The sequence below is a fragment of the Amycolatopsis sp. lyj-109 genome (assembly GCF_046548995.1).
Taxonomy (GTDB): Bacteria; Actinomycetota; Actinomycetes; order Mycobacteriales; family Pseudonocardiaceae; genus Amycolatopsis.
The window spans coordinates 56,690-73,233 of sequence record NZ_JAJPWR010000008.1; the positions used below are offsets into that span (position 1 = coordinate 56,690).

Below are 16,544 nucleotides of genomic sequence, written 5' to 3' on the forward strand. Positions count from 1 at the left end.
CCGCTGCGGAGTCAGCCGGCCCGGCCGCGAGCCGCCTGTTCGCGCAGTGCGGCGACCGCCTTGCCCGGGTCGCCGGCGCCGTAGACGGCGGACCCGGCGACGAAGCAGTCGACGCCCGCCTCGGCGGCCTGCTCGATGGTGTCGGTGTTGATGCCGCCGTCGATCTCGACGATCAGCTTCAGGTGCCCGGTGTCGACCAGCCGCCGCGCGGTGCGGACCTTGTCGAGGACGTCGGCGATGAAGGACTGCCCGCCGAAGCCCGGCTCGACGGACATGACCAGCAGCGTGTCGTAGTGCTTGAGCGCGTCGAGCCACGGTTCGAGCGCGGTGCCCGGCTTGAGCGAAAGGCCGGCCTTCGCGCCCGCGGCCCGCAGGTTCTTCGCCAGCGCGACCGGGTCCTTCGCGGCTTCGGCGTGCACCGTGACGTTGTAGGCACCGGCCTCGGCGTACCCGATCGCCCAGCGGTCCGGATCGTCGATCATCAGGTGGCAGTCGATCGGCAGGTCGGTGCTGGCGATCAGAGCCTTGGCGACGGGCAGGCCGAGGGTCAGGTTGGGCACGAAGTGCGCGTCCATGACGTCGACGTGGACCCAGTCGGCGCGGTACTCCCCGCGGCCGGCGACGGCGGCGATCTCTTCGCCGAGCCGGGCGAAGTCCGCCGCGAGGATGCTGGGTGCGATCAAAGGTCGGTCTGCCACGTCCCGAGTGTAGGAGGGCGGCGCTGCTGCCTGCTAACCGGTTGTGACGGGTCTCGCCGCGCGATCTGGCTCCTCGGGGGGAAGCCCGCGGGCGCCCGCTTCCATAATCTCGACGTCATGTCCGGTTTCCCGCGTTCCCTCCTGCGTCTCGGCAGCTACCGCAGCGTGCCCTACGCCCTGCTCGGGATGGCGCTGGCGCTGCCCGCGTTCCCGTTCGCCCTCGTCGCCGCGCTGTTCCCCGGTACGCCCCGGCTGCTGTTCTTCCTCGCGCTGCTGGTGGTCGCCGCGGTGCTGGCGCTCGCCGGGCTGAGCGGGCCCGTGCGGCGCTTCGGCGTCGCCGTCGCCAACGCGGTGCTCGGTACCGACCTGCCCTCGCCCGGCCGGACCCGGCCCGCCTGGCCGGACCGGGCGCGCTCGGCCGCGTGGCTGGTGCTGCACGCCGGGCTGAGCGGGCTGCTGCTCGCGATCGGCAGCATCCTGCTGCTCGGCGTGCTGACCCCGGTGATGTGGCTGGCCGGCGACGGGGCGCAGTTCTCGTTCTTCGGCGCCACCGCCGTCGCCGGCTCGTGGACGGTGCCGGTCGCCCTCGCCATGCTGGCGCTCGCGCTGCTGCTCGCCGCGGCCGCCACCCCCGTGTTCCGGGCCGGTGCCACGGCACTGCTGGGCCCGTCCGCGGCCGAGCGCGCGGCGCTCGCCGAACGGCGGGCGGCGTTGCTGGCCCAGCGCAACCGGCTGGCCCGCGAGCTGCACGACTCGATCGGGCACACGCTGACGACGTCGACGATCCAGGCGGCCGCCGCGGCCGATCTGGTCGAGGCGGACCCGGCCCAGGTCCGGCGCGCACTCGGGACGATCGAAGAAGCGTCCCGAAGCGCGCTCGAGGACCTCGACCACGTCCTGGGCCTGCTGCGGGAGGAGCCGGCCGCGAAAGCGCCGACGCGCACGCTGGCCGAAGTCGACGTCCTCGCCGTGCGCGCCCGCGAAGCCGGGCTCGACGTCCGGCTGGCCGTCACCGGGCCGGTCGCCGCGCTGCCCGCCACGGTGTCGCGCGAGGGCTACCGCATCGTCCAGGAGGGCCTGACCAACGCGCTGCGCCACGCCGGTCCGGGCGCGGTCGACGTCCGGGTCGAGGCCGGCCCGGAGCGCCTCGGCATCGCGGTCGTCAACGCGCTGCCCGGTGCGGGGCCGCGGACCGGGCGGCGCGGGCTGGCCGGGCTCGCCGAGCGCGTCGAAGCCCTGCGCGGTGAGCTCGACGCCGGGCCGGACGGGCAGCAGTGGCGGCTGAGCGCGTCCATCCCGCTGCGGGCGGGCGCGTGACGCCCACGGTGCTGCTCGCCGACGACGAGCCGCTGGTCCGCACCGGGCTGCGGGCGCTGCTGGAGCAGCAGGGCCTGCCGGTGGTCGGCGAGGCGGCCGACGGCGGCGAGGTCCTGGACGCGGTGCGGCGGACCCGGCCGGACGTCGTGCTGATGGACGTCCGGATGCCCGGGACGGACGGCATCGAGGCCACCCGGCAGGTGCTCGCGGCGCTCGCGGAACCCCCGAAAATCCTGGTCGTCACGACGTTCGACAACGACGACTACGTGCACGAGGCGCTGCTGGCCGGGGCCAGCGGGTTCCTGCTGAAGCGGGCGCGCAAGGAGGAGATCGCGCACGCCGTGCGGACGGTCGCCGCCGGTGAATCCCTGCTGTTCCCGGAGGCGATCCGGCGGCTGGTCGGCAGCCGTCCCGCGGGCGGGAAGCACGCGCGTGCGGCGAAGACGCTGACCCGCCGCGAAGCCGAGGTGCTCCGGCTCATCGCCACCGGACTGTCCAATCAGGACATCGCGGCGGCGCTGGTGATCAGCCTGGAGACGGTGAAGACCCACGTGGGCAACATCTTCGGCAAGCTCGGCGCCGGAAACCGCAGCCAGGCCGTGGTGATCGCGTACGAAGCCGGGGTCGTGCAGCCCGGCCACGTCGGCCGCCGTTGACCCGAACGGGGGTGAGGTTTACCGCAGGAAGATCCTGCGGTTGTCCCCATCCCGCCGGCGTCCCGGATTCCCTAGTGTGCTTGGAGACCGAGACACCAAGGGGGCTCATCCATGCGGAAGTCATTGCACGGCAGACGGATCGTGGCGGCGGGCATGCTCGTCGTGCTGCTCGCCGCCACCACGGCGGCACCCGCGCTCGCCGCCACGAGCCCGGTCAAGGCCGGCCTGGACGTGCTGACCGCCCAGGACGGCGTGCCCGGCGCCGAGGTGGTGATCCAGGACGGCCGCCGGACGCGGGTCGTGCGCAGCGGCACCGGCGATCTCGCCACCGGGAAGCCGTTTCCGCGCGACGGCTCGTTCCGCGCGGGCAGCGTCACGAAGACGTTCGTCGCCACCGTCGTCCTGCAGCTCGTCGGCGAGGGACGGGTGCGGCTGGACGCACCCGTCGAGCGGTACCTGCCCGGGCTCCTGCCGGACACCCGGATCACCGTGCGCCGGCTGCTGCAGCACACGAGCGGGCTCTACAACTACACGCAGGACTTCGCCGGGCTCGACCCGGAAACGCTGCGCCACCGCGGCGCCGAACCCGCCGAGCTGGTGGCGATCGCGCTGAAGCACCCGCCGTTGTTCGAGCCCGGCGCGAAGTGGTCGTACTCGAACACCAACTACATCGTGGCCGGGATGATCGTCGAACGCGTGACCCGGCACGACCTGAGCGGCGAGATCGCCCGGCGGATCACCCGCCCGCTGGGCCTGCACGGCACCTACCTGCCCCGCCGCGGCGACGAGCGGCTGCCGTCACCGCACGCGGTCGGCTACACGCCGGTCGGCGGGAAACTCGCGGACTTCAGCGACTTCGACGCCACCATCGCCTGGGCCGGCGGCGGGCTGGTCACGACGCCGTCCGACCTCGACCGGTTCTACGGCGCGTTGCTGGGCGGGCGGCTGCTGCGCCCGGCCGAGCTGACGGAGATGAAGCGCACCGTCCCGGCCGACCTGGGCGGCATCCCGGGCGCGGGTTACGGCCTCGGGCTCGGCGGCATCCCGCTGTCCTGCGGCGGGGTGGCCTGGGGGCACGGCGGGTCGATCCCCGGCTTCACGACGATGTCCGGGGTCGCCGCGCACGACCACCGGGTGACGCTCGTGGCGAACCAGGACCCGGTGCCGAAGGGCACCTCCCAGCACGTGGCGGCCGCTTTCGACGCCGCCGCCTGCTCAGGGCAGTAGGTCCAGGGCCTCGGTCCACGGCCGCCGGACGTCCAGGCGGTGCAGCGTCACCCCGGCGCCCGCGAGGGTGTCGAGGTGGCGCTGCCACGCCGGGTGGTGCACCCGGGTGTCCTGGATCTGGTACGCCACGACGATCGTGATCCCCGGTGCGCCCAGCACGTCGCTGAGCACGGTCAGGGCCTGGTTGTCCGCGATGCCGAGCGCGAGCTTGGCGACCGAGTTGGCCGACGCCGGGGCGAAGAGGAACACCTCCGGGTCGGGGTGCGGCCGCGGCTCGCCGGGCAGCCGGGACACGCTGCGGACCGGCAGGTCGGTGCACGCGGCGACGTCGGCGAGCGCACCGGTCGCCTCGAGCCAGCGGTGGGCGGTCGGCGTCAGGGTGATCGCCGGCCGCCAGCCGCGGGCCGCGGCGGGTTTCGCCAGCTCGGCGGCGAACCGGACGTCCAGTCCGCCGCACGAGCCGGCGATCAGCCCGAGGTCCCTCACGGTTTGCGGAGCACCGCGCAGAACATCGCGTCCGTGCCGTGGCGGTGCGGCCACAGCTGGACGTACGGCCCGTCGCCGAGCTCCGGCACGCCGGGGAAGAACCCGCGCGCGTCCAGCACTTCGGCCTTGAGCCGCCGCGCCGTCTCCGCGAAGACGCCTTCGGTCTCGGCCAGGTGCGGCGAGCAGACGACGTAGGTGAGCGCGCCGCCGGGCCGCAGCAGGTCGTAGGCTGCGGTGATCAGCTCGCCCTGCAGCTTCGTCAGGTCCGCGACGTCGGACGGCTGGCGGCGCCAGCGCGCCTCCGGCCGCCGCCGCAGCGCGCCGAGCCCGCTGCACGGCGCGTCGACGAGGATCCGGTCGTAGCCCGGCTCCAGCCCGCTTTCGCGGCCGTCGCCGACGTGCACCTTCACCGGCAGGCCGGTCGTGGCCTTCTCGACGAGCTTCGCGCGGTGCGGCGCCTTCTCGACGGCGTCGACGCGCGCCCCGCTCATCGCGGCCAGCGCGCCGAGCAGCGCGGCCTTGCCGCCGGGGCCGGCGCAGAGGTCGAGCCAGCGCTGGTCGGAGCCTTCGAGCGGCACCTTCGTCGCGGCGATCGCGCAGAGCTGGCTGCCCTCGTCCTGGACCGCGGCCAGCCGCTCGCGGACCGGCTCGACGTCGGCCGGGTCGCCGGCGCCGGCGGGCAGGTGCACGCCGTAGGGCGAGTAGGGCGCCGGGTCGCCGCCGGTGATCGCGGCGAGCTCGTCGGCACTGATCTCGCCGGGGCGCGCGACGAGGTGCACCTCGGGGCGGGCGTCGTCGGCTTCGAGAGCGGCCTTGAGGCCGGCGCCCTTGTCACCCAGCGCTTCGGCGAACGAGCGGGCGATCCAGCGCGGGTGCGCGGTGCGCAGCGCGTAGGCCCCGATCGGGTCGGCCGCCTCGTCCGGCGCCAGCTCGTCCAGCCAGGTCTGCTCGTCCTTTTCGGACACCTTGCGCAGGATGGCGTTCGCGAAACCCGTGGCCCACGAACCGGCTTCCGCACGCACGAGGTCCACAGTGGATGTCACGGCGGCGTGCTCGGGGATGCGCGTGCGCAGCAGCTGGTAGACGCCGAGGCGCAGCGCGTCGAGCACCGCCGGGTCGGTCTGCTTGAGCGGACGCTCGGCGCAGGACTCGATGATCGCGTCGAGCAGGCCCTGGGCCCGCGACGTGCCGTACGTCAGCTCGGTGGCCAGCGCCGCGTCCCGGCCGGTGATCCGCCGCTCGCGCAGCAGGTCCGGCAGGACCAGGTTGGCGTAGGCGTCCTTCGTCCGGACGGCCGCGAGGACGTCGAACGCGGCCTGCCGGGCCGGGTCGACCTCCGGCGGGCGGCGCGGCCCCTCCTTGCGCGGTGCCGGCCGGCCCCGCTGCGGCCGTGACGGACGTCGTTCCCTGTGGTCGTTCACCGGAGGCGCTCTCCCTGGTCGATCCTCGTGCCGCGCGCCCAGTCGGTGGCCGCCATCCGTTTCTTGCCGGGTGCCTGGACTTCGCCGAGCCGCAACGGCTTCGTCGCCGTCCCGACCAGGACCCGTTTGCGTTCGACCACGATCTCGCCCGGCGGCGGGCCGGGTTCGTCGAGCACCGTGACCGGGCCGAGCTTGATGCGTTCCCCGCGGAACTCCGCCCACGCGCCCGGGTCCGGGCTGACCGACCGGATCTGCCGGTCGACGGCCGACGCCGGATCGGCGAAGGACACCCGCGCGTCCTCGACGGTCACCTTCGGCGCGTAGCTGAGGCCCTCGGCGGGCTGCTCCCGCGCGACGAGGCTGCCGTCGGCCAGACCGTCCATGGTGGACAGCAGCAGCTTGGCCCCGGACTCCGCGAGCCGCCCGAGCAGTCCGCCGGCGGTGTCGGTGGCCTTGATCGCCTCGGTGACGACGCCGTAGACGGGACCGGCGTCGAGTTCCTTGACGATCCGGAAGGTCGAGGCGCCGGTGATCTCGTCGCCGGCGCGGATCGCGGCCTGCACGGGCGCGGCCCCCCGCCACGCGGGCAGCAGCGAGAAGTGCAGGTTCACCCAGCCCAGCCGCGGGATGTCGAGGGCGGCCTGCGGCAGCAGCGCCCCGTAGGCGACGACGGGGCAGGCGTCCGGCGCGAGCTCGGCCAGCCGCGCGAGGAAGGCCGGATCACCGGCGCGCGCGGGCGTGAGGACCTCGATGCCGTGGTCGTCGGCGAGCGCGCCGACGGGCGACCGCACGACCCGCCGGCCGCGCCCGGCCTGCGCATCGGGCCGCGTGACGACGGCGACGACCTCGTGCCGCCCGGAATCGAGCAGGGCACGCAGGGCGGGGACCGCCGGGTCGGGAGTGCCGGCGAAGACGAGCTTCATCGGCCCACCCCCGGCGGAAGCAGGGTTTCAGGTGGCTGGAACATCGGAGCCGAGTCTAGAAGGCGGCCGCCGGCCGGGCGCGCCCGTGCCCCGATGTGCCGATCAGCAGGTCAGGCGGGGTTGTCCACAGACCGGTCGCGATGGGGACAACAGGGGCCGCGGCAGCGGCTTTCCCGGCTTTCCGTCGGCCGCGCTCGATACGCTGGACCCGGGGGGCGCCCCGGGGCCACCGGGGCCACCGAGTCCACCGACACAGCCGCGTCCGAGGTCTTGAATGACTCATTCAGGACCTCGGACGTCTTGAATGAGTCATTCAAGACACCACAGCGGGTCGGGCGAACCCGCGCCCTATCAGTTCGCCGGCCACACCACCTGCGCCGCACCCTGGCCGCGCCGCACCGGTTCCGCCGCCGCCAGCCACCGGCCGTCTCGCAGCCGCTCCACTCCCGTGGCCGCGCCGATCTCCGCCGGGGCCGTCGAGAAGCCCTGGCCACGGGTCTTCAGGTCCGCCGTCTCCGGCTGGTCCAGGAAGGCCTGCTCCACCTGGGCCGCCGCCGAGTTGCGCTGCGAGGCCCGCGGGGCCGCGATGGCGTCCTCCAGGGACAAGCCGCGGTCGAGGCGGCCGAGGATCACCTGGAGCACCGTCGTGATGATCGACGCGCCGCCCGGCGAGCCCGTCGCGAAGAACGGGCGGCCGTGGTCGAGGACGATCGTCGGGGCCATCGACGAGCGCGGCCGCTTGCCCGGGCCCGGCAGGTTCGGGTCCGGCACGCCCGGCGTCACCGGCGTGAACGAGAAGTCCGTCAGCTCGTTGTTCAGCAGGAACCCGCGGCCCGGCACGACGATGCCGCTGCCACCCTCCTGCTCGATCGTCAGCGTGTAGGCGACGACGTTGCCCCACTTGTCCGCCACCGTCAGGTGCGTGGTGTTCTCGCCCTCGTACGGCGTCGGCGCGGCGGTCGTGCCCGCGGCGCACGGCGCCGGGTGCTTCGGGTCGGCCGGGGCGACCGGGCTGGTCGCCGCCTTGTCCTTCGAGATCAGGCACGCTCGCGAGTCGGCGAAGCGCTGGCTCAGCAGTTCGCGCGCCGGGACGTCGACGAACGCCGGGTCGCCGATCCAGCGGTTGCGGTCGGCGAAGGCGAAGCGGGTCGACTCGAGGAAGTACTGCAGGTAGTCGGCCTTGCTCGCGTGCTTGAGGTCGAAGTTCTCGAGGATGTTGAGCGCCTCGCCGACCGTCAGCCCGCCGGACGACGGCGCCGGCATGCCGTAGACGTCGAGGCCGTGGTAGGTCGCGTGGGTCGGGCGGCGCTCGATCACGTCGTACGCGGCGAGGTCACCCGTGGTCAGCTTCCCGGGCCGGACGTTCAGCGTCGACGCCGGGTCGACCGGCGGTTTCTGCACCGTCTTGGCGATGTCCGCGCCGATCGGGCCGCGGTACAGCGCGTCGACGCCGGAACGCTCGAGCTGCGCGTACGTGGCGGCCAGGTCGGGGTTCTTGAACACCGTCCCGGGCGCCGGTGGCGCGCCGCCCGGCAGGTACAGCGACCGGGTCGACGGGAAGGCCGAGAACCGGGCCGCGTTGTTCGCGATCTGCGTCTGGAACGTCGGGTCGACGACGAAGCCGTCGCGCGCGAGCTTCTCCGCGGGCTTCAGCGTCTTCGCCAGCGAGCGCGTCCCCCACTTGCGCAGCGCCTCGGCCCAGGTCGCGGGCGTGCCGGGCACGCCGACGCCCAGGCCGCTGGTGACGGCGTCGGCGAACGGGAGCGGCTTGCCGTTTTCGACGAAGAGGTTCTCGTCGGCGGTCTTCGGGGCGATCTCGCGGCCGTCCAGGGTGTGGACGCGGCGGGTCTTGGCGTCGTAGTAGACGAAGAACCCGCCGCCGCCGACCCCGGCGGAGAACGGGTCGGTGACACCGAGCGCGGCGGCGACCGCGACGGCCGCGTCGACGGCGTTCCCGCCGTCGCGCAGGACCTGCGTGCCGATCGCGGTGGCGTCGGCGTCGATGCTGGCCACGGCACCCCCGAAGCCGACGGCGACCGGCGACTTCGGCGTGGGTGTGGCGGCGGTGGCGGGCGCGGCGACCCCGGCGGTGAGCACGGCGGCGACGGCCAGGACGAGCGTGGTGCGACTCCGATGCGCGGGCATGCGGGCGAGTCTGCCCCTTGCACCGGACGGCTTCAAGACACAGCCGACTTATGCCGCTATGCGGACCCCTCCCGGTCCGGAAGACTGGACCGCGGAGATCGCTCAGCGACGTGGAGGGAAACCCCGTGCGCCTGTCCGCCCTGCTCCCCCTGCTCACCGCCGTGCCGCTGTTCGTGCTGCCCGGCGTCGCCGCGGCCACGCCGGCGCGGAACTGCTTCGACGCGACCGTCCCGCTGACCGTGGAGGAGCAGCGGCTGACCGCGACGATGCCGGCCGGCGGGCCCGCCGTCGGCCCCGAGCTGGTCCGGCTGGCCGGGTTCGCCCCGTTCGTCGCCGAGGTCGGGCACGATCTCTGCGCCGCGCGCACACCGCGCCGGGCCGAACGGGTGGTCACCCAGGCCGGTGAGCGGCTGTGGCGGACGGCGGTCGACCGCGCCCAGGGCCGCCGGCCCGGCCTCGGCACGCTCGACCGCTTCGACGACCGGCCGCTGTACTGGGCCCGGCTGCAGCTCAGCAGCGCGATCCGGCAATGGCGGCCGTCCTTCCCGCTGCCGGCTGCGCAGCGGGCGTCGCTGCTCGCGGCGTTCGACCGCGGATCGCGCGGCCTCGACGACACCCGGTTCCCCCTCGGCACGGCGCGGCGGGTGATGGTGAGCGGCTTCGACCCGTTCCAGCTCGACGGCGCGGGCGTCCGGATCTCGAACCCGGCCGGGGCGTCGGCCCTGCAGCTGGACGGCCGGATCCTGACCACGCCGTCGGGCCCGGCCGTGGTGCAGGCGGTGACCTTCCCGGTCGTGTGGGGCTACTTCGACGCGGGCATCGTCGAAGCGGCCTACGGCACGGCGTTGCGCGACCGCGCGCGGCGGCCGGACGTGATCATGACCATCAGCCAAGGCCGCCCCGGCCGGTTCGACATCGAACGCTGGGCCGGCGCCTGGCGCGGCGGCTTCCCCGACAACAACAACGTCCCGGTGACCGGCGGCGTGCCACCGGCCGCGGGCTGGCCGCAGCCGGACGTCCAGTTCATCGAGACGACGCTGCCGTACGACCGGATGCTGGCCGCGCCGGCCGGTACCTACCCGGTGAACTTCAACCAGGCGTTCTGCGTCTGGCCGGACGCGTCCCACCCGGGCACCGGCACCCCGGTGTGCCGCTCGGACGCTCCGGCCGCGGGCGAGATCGCCGCCTCCGGCGGGGGCGGCAACTACCTGTCCAATGAATCCATGTTCCGCAGCAACCGCGTCCGCCTCGGCCTGGGCCTGGCGTCGGTGGCGGGCGGGCACCTGCACACACCGGTGCTGGGCCAGCCGGCGGCCCCGGAAGCCCTGACGGACGCGGACTTCGAGGCCCGCCGCCAGGCGATCGCGGCGCAGGTGGTCACGTTGACCACGGCGGCCGCGAGCGGCTCCGGCACCGCTGCGCCGCCGGCGGTCACGGAATCACCGCGTGCGGCGGTGGAGTCGTTGCCCGGCACGGTCCTGCCGGGCTGAACGGCGGAATTGCCTGCCGGGGGATCGAAACCGCGCGCCCCGGCGCTTCCTCACCGCCCACGGCGACAATGCGTGATACACCCACCCGAAATCGGATCCATCACGGAATTCCGTTCACATTCTTGCCGCCGGAATCCGGTCGTACACTGGCCGGATGGGTAGCCAGGAGCAGCGTGCACTCGATTCCCTCTACGCGATCGACAATGTGGTGTCGATCGATATCACGATGCCGCCCGGGGACTGGGATGCCGTGCGCAATGAGCAGCCCGCCGGTGGGGTGTGCAACTTCGACTGGACCGGCGGCAGCCGTTACACCTGGCGGAAGGCGACCTCGGTCGAGGTGTCCGGGACGAAGTTCCCCGCGCGGACGGCGTTCGCCGACGTCGGGATCAAGAAGAAGTCCTTCTGCGGCTCGCTCAGCAGCAGCAAACCCTGCCTGCACATCGACTTCGGGAAGTTCTCCGACGCGAACAAGGATCCGGTCCGGAAGCTGATCGGGTCGCGGTACCTGACGCTCAACAACTCCGTCCAGGATCTCTCCTACCTCCGGCAGCTGCTCGGCTACAAACTGTTCGAGCTCGCCGGTCTCCCCCATTCGCGCGGCAATTACGCCCAGGTGCGGGTGAACGGCGTGCCGATCGGGCAGGGGCTGGCCGAGGTCAACAGCCCCGGGGTGTTCGTGAACGTCGAGCCGATCATGCCGCGGTACATCGAGCGCAACTTCGGCAACCTGAACGGCAACCTCTACGAGCTGGAGCACAAGGATGACTTCGTCGCCGCGCGGCTGCCGTTCATCGGGGTCGAATCGCTGTCGAAGTTCGACGACAAGGCCGACCTGCGGTTCGCCATCGACCACATCGCCGCGCACGGGCTGGCCGGGGCGAGCGAAGTCTTCGACCTCGACCAGTTCGTCAAGATCTACGCGATGGAGTTCTTCCTCAAGCACTGGGACGGCTACTCCCGCAACACCAACAACACCTACGTCTACAACGACGTGGACGCCGTCGCCCAGCCGGGGGTCGACGACATCGACTTCAAGCTGATCCCGTGGGGCCTCGACCAGACCCTCCAGCCCGCCCGGCACTTCCGGCTCGACACGGCCGGGCTGCTCGCCCAGCTCGTGCGCGACGACGCGGGACGGCGGGCGCAGGTGCTCGACCAGGTCCGTCAGTACCGCGACACCGTCTTCGGCTTCCGGACCCACCGAGAGGTGCTGCAGCCGCTGCTCGACGGGATGGCGACGCTGCTGGCCGGCCTCGGCGTGCCGGACGTGCCCACGCAGCTCACCGCCGTGCGCAAGCAGCTGCGGCTGGCCACCTCCGCCGGCTACCTCTGCGGTGGCCTGCCCGGTGCCGCCGGGGCCTACATCCGCGACGACGTCACCAACGAATGCCTGCACGCCAGCGGCAGCGAGGCCATCCCGGCCACGGCGGCGGAGCCCGGCGGCGGCGAGGTCGACCACCGGTGGCGGCCGGCGAACGTCGACGACACGGACCTGTGGTGCCTCGCCCCGCTCGGCGGCGGGCAGTCGGTGGCGAGCAAGGCGTCCGGCCGGTTCCTCCACGCGACCACGACGACGTCGAGCCAGGGCCACCAGCTGCTCTGCACGCGCGCGGCGGACAACGCGGCCCACGCCGAGGAGTTCGCGGTGACCCCCGTCGACCCGGTCGGCGACCCCTTCACGTCCAGCGGCTATTTCACGGTGACGAGCGTCCGGACCGGGCTGGGTGCGGCGTTCGGCACGGATCCCACGGCGGCCGGGAAACCGCGGGTCCACCAGGACCCCACCCCGTCGAAACTGTACTTTTCCTGACTGTACTTTTTCCTGACTCAGAGAACCGCGTAGCCACCGGCGTCGTCGACGATCAGGATCCGCTGCCTGCCGCCGATCGTGAACGTCGTGACGCCTTCGGGCTTCGCGGTCCGGTGGAAGGTGACGTCGAGCAGCGCGGCATGATCGTCGGCGCGGTTCCAGGTGGCGAGCCGGAACGGCGTGTCGCCGTGGCTGGTCGAACGCCCGAGCAGGAGCAGGAAATCGCCGGTTCCCGCGGCACCGGAAATGTCGCGGACCCCGCGGGTCACCGCCGGCTCGGGCAACCGAACGTCGATCGATTCCGGCTGTCCGAGCGACGCGGTCGTCCACCTCGCCCCGCCGACGTCGGCGGGCACCCGGACCAGCGTGACGTGGCCGGGGCGTGCCGGCCCCCGCAAGCCGAACAGCAACGCGTTTCCGTCCCAGGCCAGGCCTTCCACGTTGAGGCCGTCCGCGTCCGGTTCCCGCCGCCCGGCCGCGGCGAGCGCGGGGACGCGATCGAGCAGCCAGTCCCGGAACCCGGTCATCGGTTCGGCGGGCAGCTCGCCATCGAGGGCGTACCGGACGCGCACGAGCCCGTCGCAGATCCGGTTCCCGTCCGCGACGCACAGCGAAGAAGCGACGACGAGAAAGATTTCCCCGTTCACGTCGACCCGGGTGAGGCCTTCGGGATCACGCAGCATTCCCTTGGCCACCCCGGCCAGCGGGCGCCGGTGAATCCGCCGGACCGCGACGACGTCGGGATCGAACGTCATTTCGAACAAAGCGGTGGGGTCTTTGTTGTCGACGAAGACGAACCGGCGGGAACCCACCCGCACCACCCCGGAAGCGTTGAACGGCGCGTTGCGGTTCTGCTCCGGGAAAGGTGTCGGCCGGACTTTCGTCATGAACCCAAAATACCGCGAGGCGGGGATCCGGGAATCAGATCAGGTCCAGCGGGTCGAGCTGGATGCGGATCGGTTCCGTGGCCTTCTTCATGTCCCGCCGGGCCGCCGCCGCCTGGATGGCCGAGGCCAGCGGCTTCCCCTCCGCCCGGGACACCCGCACCAAGGCCCGCTCACGCTCGGCGTTGCCCTCTTCGTCCACCTCGCCCAGCGGGACCGGCCCCAGGATCTCCCCCGACGACGGCAACGGCAGGTCCGCGAGGAACCCGGCCACCGCGTCCGGGCTGCCCTCGACGCTCGCCATCCGCATCGCCGGAGGGAAGCCCAGCTCCTGCCGCTCCCCCAGCTCCTGGCCCGCGTGCCAGGCCGGGTCCCAGCGGACCAGGGCCTGGACCACCGCCAGGCCCGCCTCGGCGCCGACGATCACCCGGCCGCCCGAAGCCGCCGGGCGGACCAGGGCCGCCGCCGCCATCCAGCGACGCAGGGTCTCTTCGCCCGCCCGCAGGTCCTGGCGGCCCAGCAGCGCCCAGCCGTCCAGGAGCAGGGCCGCGCCGTAGCCGCCCTCCGCCACCGGCTCCGCGCCCGGCGTGCACACCACCAGCGCCGGTTTGCCCGGCACCGACTCCAGGACCTCCGCCGCCCCGGACGTGCGGACCGGGATGCCCGGGAACGCCCGGCCGAGCTCCTCCGCCGTCCGCTTCGCGCCGACGATCACCGCGCGCAGCCGGACCGAACCGCACGCCGTGCAGCGGAACGCCGTTTCGGGGACGCCGCACCAGCGGCACGCCGGGGGTTTCGGTTGCCCGTCGAGCGATCCGCCGGGCAGCGCCAGCGGCCCCGCGCACCGGCGGCAGTGGGCCGGTGTCCGGCAGTTCCCGCAGGCCAGACCGGGAACATACCCGCGCCGCGGCACCTGGACCAGCGCCGGGAGGTCGGCCGCGAACGCCTGGCGCGCCGCCTCGAACGCCACCGCCGGCAGGCGCGCGACCCGGGCGGCCTCGTCGCGGGCGACGTCGAAGTCCTCGCCGACCGGCGTGACACGCGGGGCGGCGGAACGCAGCGTCGCGCGGTCCGCCAGCACCGGCGCGGCCCAGCCGGACTCGACGAGCAACTGGGCTTCGGCCGTCCGGGCGAAGCCGCCGACCAGCAGCGACGCCTTCGCCGCGTGCGCGCGGTCCATCAGGACGTCGCGGACGTGCGGGTACGGCGCGTGCTGGTCGAGGTGCAGGTCGTCGCCGTCGTCCCAGACGGCGAACAGGCCGGGGTCGTGGACCGGCGCGAACATCGCCGCCCGCGTCCCGACGACCACCCGGACCGCGCCGCGCAGCACGGCGAGCCAGCGCCGGTACCGCTCGGCGGGCCCGAGCCCGGCGATCAGCGCCACCACTCCGCCGTCTCCCACGACCGCCGCGCAGGCCGCGTGCACCCGGGTCAGGTCGCGGTGGTCCGGCACCACCAGCACCGCCCCCCGCCCCGCGGCGGCCACGACACCGGCGGCCTCGGCGAGCCGGCGTGGCCAGTCCTCGCCCGGCAGGGCCTGCCAGACGGCGTTCGCGGGCTTGCCCTCGCCGAGTGCCTCCAGGAACGCCGGGCCACGCTGGTAGCGCGCCCAGGCCGCGGTGTCCGGCGCCTCCGGAGCGGCCGCGGGCGGATGCGGCGGCTCGCCTTCGGCCTTGGCGTGCCGCGGCGGGAGCGCGAGCCGCAGGACGTCGGACAGCGTGCCGCCGTAGCGGTCGGCGACCGACCGGCACAAGGCGTGCAGCGACGGCGGCAGCACCGGCTCCGGCGAGGTCACGCGGTCGAGGAAGGCCAGCTTGCTGCCGTAGTCGCTGGTCTCGCCGCGTTCGATCAGGTAGCCGTCGACCAGCTGCCCGGCGAACCGGACGCGGACGCGGCAGCCGGGCACGGCGGTCTCGTGCAGCTTCTCCGGGACGAGGTAGTCGAAGGTGCGGTCCAGGTGGGCCAGCGGGATGTCGACGACGATCCGCGCGACCGGCCGCTCGGGCGCCGGCGACTGGGCACCCTTCGCCTTCTCTCCCGGCTTCGGCGCCTTCTTCCGGGCGCGCGAGGGTGCCGCCTGGGGTGCAGGCGGCTTCTCCGGGAGCTCCCAGAGGGCAGCGGGCTCGGAACTGCTCACGCCGTGATCTCTACCAGACCCCTCCGACAACCCGGACACCAGAACGCCGTGAAGGCCACCTTCAGGAACTACAAGTTCCTCAAGGTGGCCTTCACGAACTCGGGGATCAGGCTCCCGCGGCCGACTTCAGCGCTTCGGCGCGGGCCGTGCTCTCCCAGGGGAGGTTCAGCTCGGGCCGGCCGAAGTGGCCGTAGGCGGCGGTGGGGGCGTAGATCGGGCGCAGCAGGTCGAGGTCGCGGATGATCGCCGCCGGCCGGAGGTCGAAGACCTCGGTGATGGCCTGCTGGATCTTCGACGGGTCGACCGTCTCGGTGCCGAACGTCTCGACGAACAGGCCGACCGGGGCCGCCTTGCCGATCGCGTAGGCGACCTGGACCTCGGTGCGGGAGGCCAGGCCCGCGGCGACGACGTTCTTGGCCACCCAGCGCATCGCGTACGCGGCGGAGCGGTCGACCTTGGACGGGTCCTTGCCGGAGAACGCGCCACCGCCGTGGCGGGCCATGCCGCCGTAGGTGTCGACGATGATCTTGCGGCCGGTCAGGCCGGCGTCGCCCATCGGGCCGCCGATGACGAACCGGCCGGTCGGGTTGACCAGCAGGCGCGCGTTCGACGTGTCGATGCCCAGGCCCTCGAGCTCGGGGCCGACGACGTGCTCCTTGACGTCGACGCTGAGCATCCGGTCCAGGTCGATGCCGTCGGCGTGCTGCGAGGACACGACGACCGTGTCGAGGCGGACCGGCTGGTCGCCGGCGTACTCGATGGTCACCTGGGTCTTGCCGTCCGGGCGCAGGTACGGCAGCACGCCGTCCTTGCGGACCGCGGTCAGGCGCTTCGAGAGCCGGTGGGCCAGCGCGATCGGCAGCGGCATCAGCTCGGGGGTGTCCGAGCAGGCGTAGCCGAACATCAGGCCCTGGTCGCCGGCGCCCTGGCGGTTGATCTCGTCCTCGTCGGACTCGACGCGCGACTCGTACGCGGTGTCGACACCCTGGGCGATGTCGGGCGACTGCGACCCGATCGCGACGTTGACGCCGCACGAGTTGCCGTCGAACCCCTTGGCGGAGGAGTCGTAGCCGATCTTGAGGATGACGTCGCGGACGATCGTCGGGATGTCGGCGTACGCCTCGGTGGTCACCTCACCGGCCACGTGCACCTGGCCGGTGGTGATCAGGGTTTCGACGGCGACGCGGCTGCGCGGGTCCTTCGACAGCAGGCCGTCGAGGATCGAATCGCTGATGGCGTCGCAAATCTTGTCGGGGTGCCCTTCGGTCACCGACTCCGAGGTGAACAATCTGCTGCTAGACGCGGTCACGGTGGCCGTCACTTCCTCACCTTGTCGTCGGATGCCCG

At 73.4% G+C, this 16,544-nt stretch carries 13 protein-coding genes; 5 read left to right on the forward strand and 8 right to left on the reverse strand.

The window, feature by feature from the left end; all coding sequences use genetic code 11:
* Window positions 1-11 precede the first annotated feature (11 nt).
* Window positions 12-683: a ribulose-phosphate 3-epimerase gene (rpe, locus tag ACLJQF_RS19340; protein WP_410610880.1), complete on the reverse strand. Its 672-nt coding sequence runs from the start codon at window positions 681-683 to the stop codon at window positions 12-14.
* Between the two features lie 132 nt (window positions 684-815).
* On the opposite strand from rpe, the gene ACLJQF_RS19345 reads away from it, so the two are divergent.
* The 3 genes from ACLJQF_RS19345 to ACLJQF_RS19355 all read left to right on the forward strand — a co-directional run bounded on the left by ACLJQF_RS19345 (window position 816) and on the right by ACLJQF_RS19355 (window position 3,898).
* Window positions 816-2,015 carry a sensor histidine kinase gene (locus tag ACLJQF_RS19345; protein WP_410610446.1) on the forward strand — a complete coding sequence of 400 codons (1,200 nt, stop codon included), beginning with the start codon at window positions 816-818 and terminating at the stop codon, window positions 2,013-2,015.
* Complete coding sequence (locus ACLJQF_RS19350; protein WP_410610448.1) at window positions 2,012-2,671, forward strand: response regulator; 660 nt, start codon at window positions 2,012-2,014, stop codon at window positions 2,669-2,671. The genes ACLJQF_RS19345 and ACLJQF_RS19350 overlap by 4 nt, the downstream gene beginning before the upstream one ends.
* Window positions 2,672-2,782: 111 nt before the next feature.
* Window positions 2,783-3,898: a serine hydrolase domain-containing protein gene (locus tag ACLJQF_RS19355; protein WP_410610450.1), complete on the forward strand. Its 1,116-nt coding sequence runs from the start codon at window positions 2,783-2,785 to the stop codon at window positions 3,896-3,898.
* On the opposite strand, the gene ACLJQF_RS19360 is transcribed toward ACLJQF_RS19355, so the two are convergent.
* The 4 genes from ACLJQF_RS19360 to ggt form a co-directional block, all read right to left on the reverse strand.
* Window positions 3,887-4,384, reverse strand: coding sequence for a flavoprotein (locus ACLJQF_RS19360; RefSeq protein WP_410610452.1), 498 nt, complete (start codon window positions 4,382-4,384; stop codon window positions 3,887-3,889). The two genes, ACLJQF_RS19355 and ACLJQF_RS19360, sit on opposite strands and share 12 nt — an antisense overlap.
* On the reverse strand, window positions 4,381-5,805 hold the full coding sequence (locus tag ACLJQF_RS19365) for an RsmB/NOP family class I SAM-dependent RNA methyltransferase (RefSeq protein WP_410610454.1): 1,425 nt from the start codon (window positions 5,803-5,805) through the stop codon (window positions 4,381-4,383). Before ACLJQF_RS19365 ends, ACLJQF_RS19360 begins: the two co-directional genes overlap by 4 nt.
* Window positions 5,802-6,728 carry a methionyl-tRNA formyltransferase gene (fmt, locus tag ACLJQF_RS19370; protein WP_410610455.1) on the reverse strand — a complete coding sequence of 309 codons (927 nt, stop codon included), beginning with the start codon at window positions 6,726-6,728 and terminating at the stop codon, window positions 5,802-5,804. Before fmt ends, ACLJQF_RS19365 begins: the two co-directional genes overlap by 4 nt.
* 351 nt (window positions 6,729-7,079) lie before the next feature.
* Window positions 7,080-8,873, reverse strand: coding sequence for a gamma-glutamyltransferase (gene ggt, locus ACLJQF_RS19375; RefSeq protein ID WP_410610457.1), 1,794 nt, complete (start codon window positions 8,871-8,873; stop codon window positions 7,080-7,082).
* Window positions 8,874-8,998: 125 nt separating this feature from the next.
* On the opposite strand from ggt, the gene ACLJQF_RS19380 reads away from it, so the two are divergent.
* Together ACLJQF_RS19380 and ACLJQF_RS19385 are read left to right on the forward strand one after the other, a co-directional pair.
* Window positions 8,999-10,363, forward strand: a complete 1,365-nt coding sequence (locus ACLJQF_RS19380; RefSeq protein ID WP_410610458.1) for a hypothetical protein — start codon at window positions 8,999-9,001, stop codon at window positions 10,361-10,363.
* 154 nt (window positions 10,364-10,517) lie between these two features.
* Window positions 10,518-12,176: a CotH kinase family protein gene (locus tag ACLJQF_RS19385; RefSeq protein ID WP_410610459.1), complete on the forward strand. Its 1,659-nt coding sequence runs from the start codon at window positions 10,518-10,520 to the stop codon at window positions 12,174-12,176.
* Between the two features lie 17 nt (window positions 12,177-12,193).
* Here ACLJQF_RS19385 and ACLJQF_RS19390 read toward each other — a convergent pair whose 3' ends face one another.
* From ACLJQF_RS19390 to metK, 3 genes are all read right to left on the reverse strand, one after another.
* Window positions 12,194-13,063 (reverse strand): DUF3616 domain-containing protein, encoded by an 870-nt coding sequence (locus ACLJQF_RS19390; RefSeq protein ID WP_410610460.1) that lies wholly within the window; start codon window positions 13,061-13,063, stop codon window positions 12,194-12,196.
* 34 nt (window positions 13,064-13,097) lie between these two features.
* On the reverse strand, window positions 13,098-15,197 hold the full coding sequence (locus ACLJQF_RS19395; RefSeq protein WP_410610461.1) for a primosomal protein N': 2,100 nt from the start codon (window positions 15,195-15,197) through the stop codon (window positions 13,098-13,100).
* 106 nt (window positions 15,198-15,303) lie between these two features.
* Entirely contained in the window at window positions 15,304-16,506 is a 1,203-nt protein-coding gene (gene metK / locus ACLJQF_RS19400) for a methionine adenosyltransferase (RefSeq protein WP_410610882.1), read from the reverse strand.
* Window positions 16,507-16,544 lie beyond the last annotated feature (38 nt).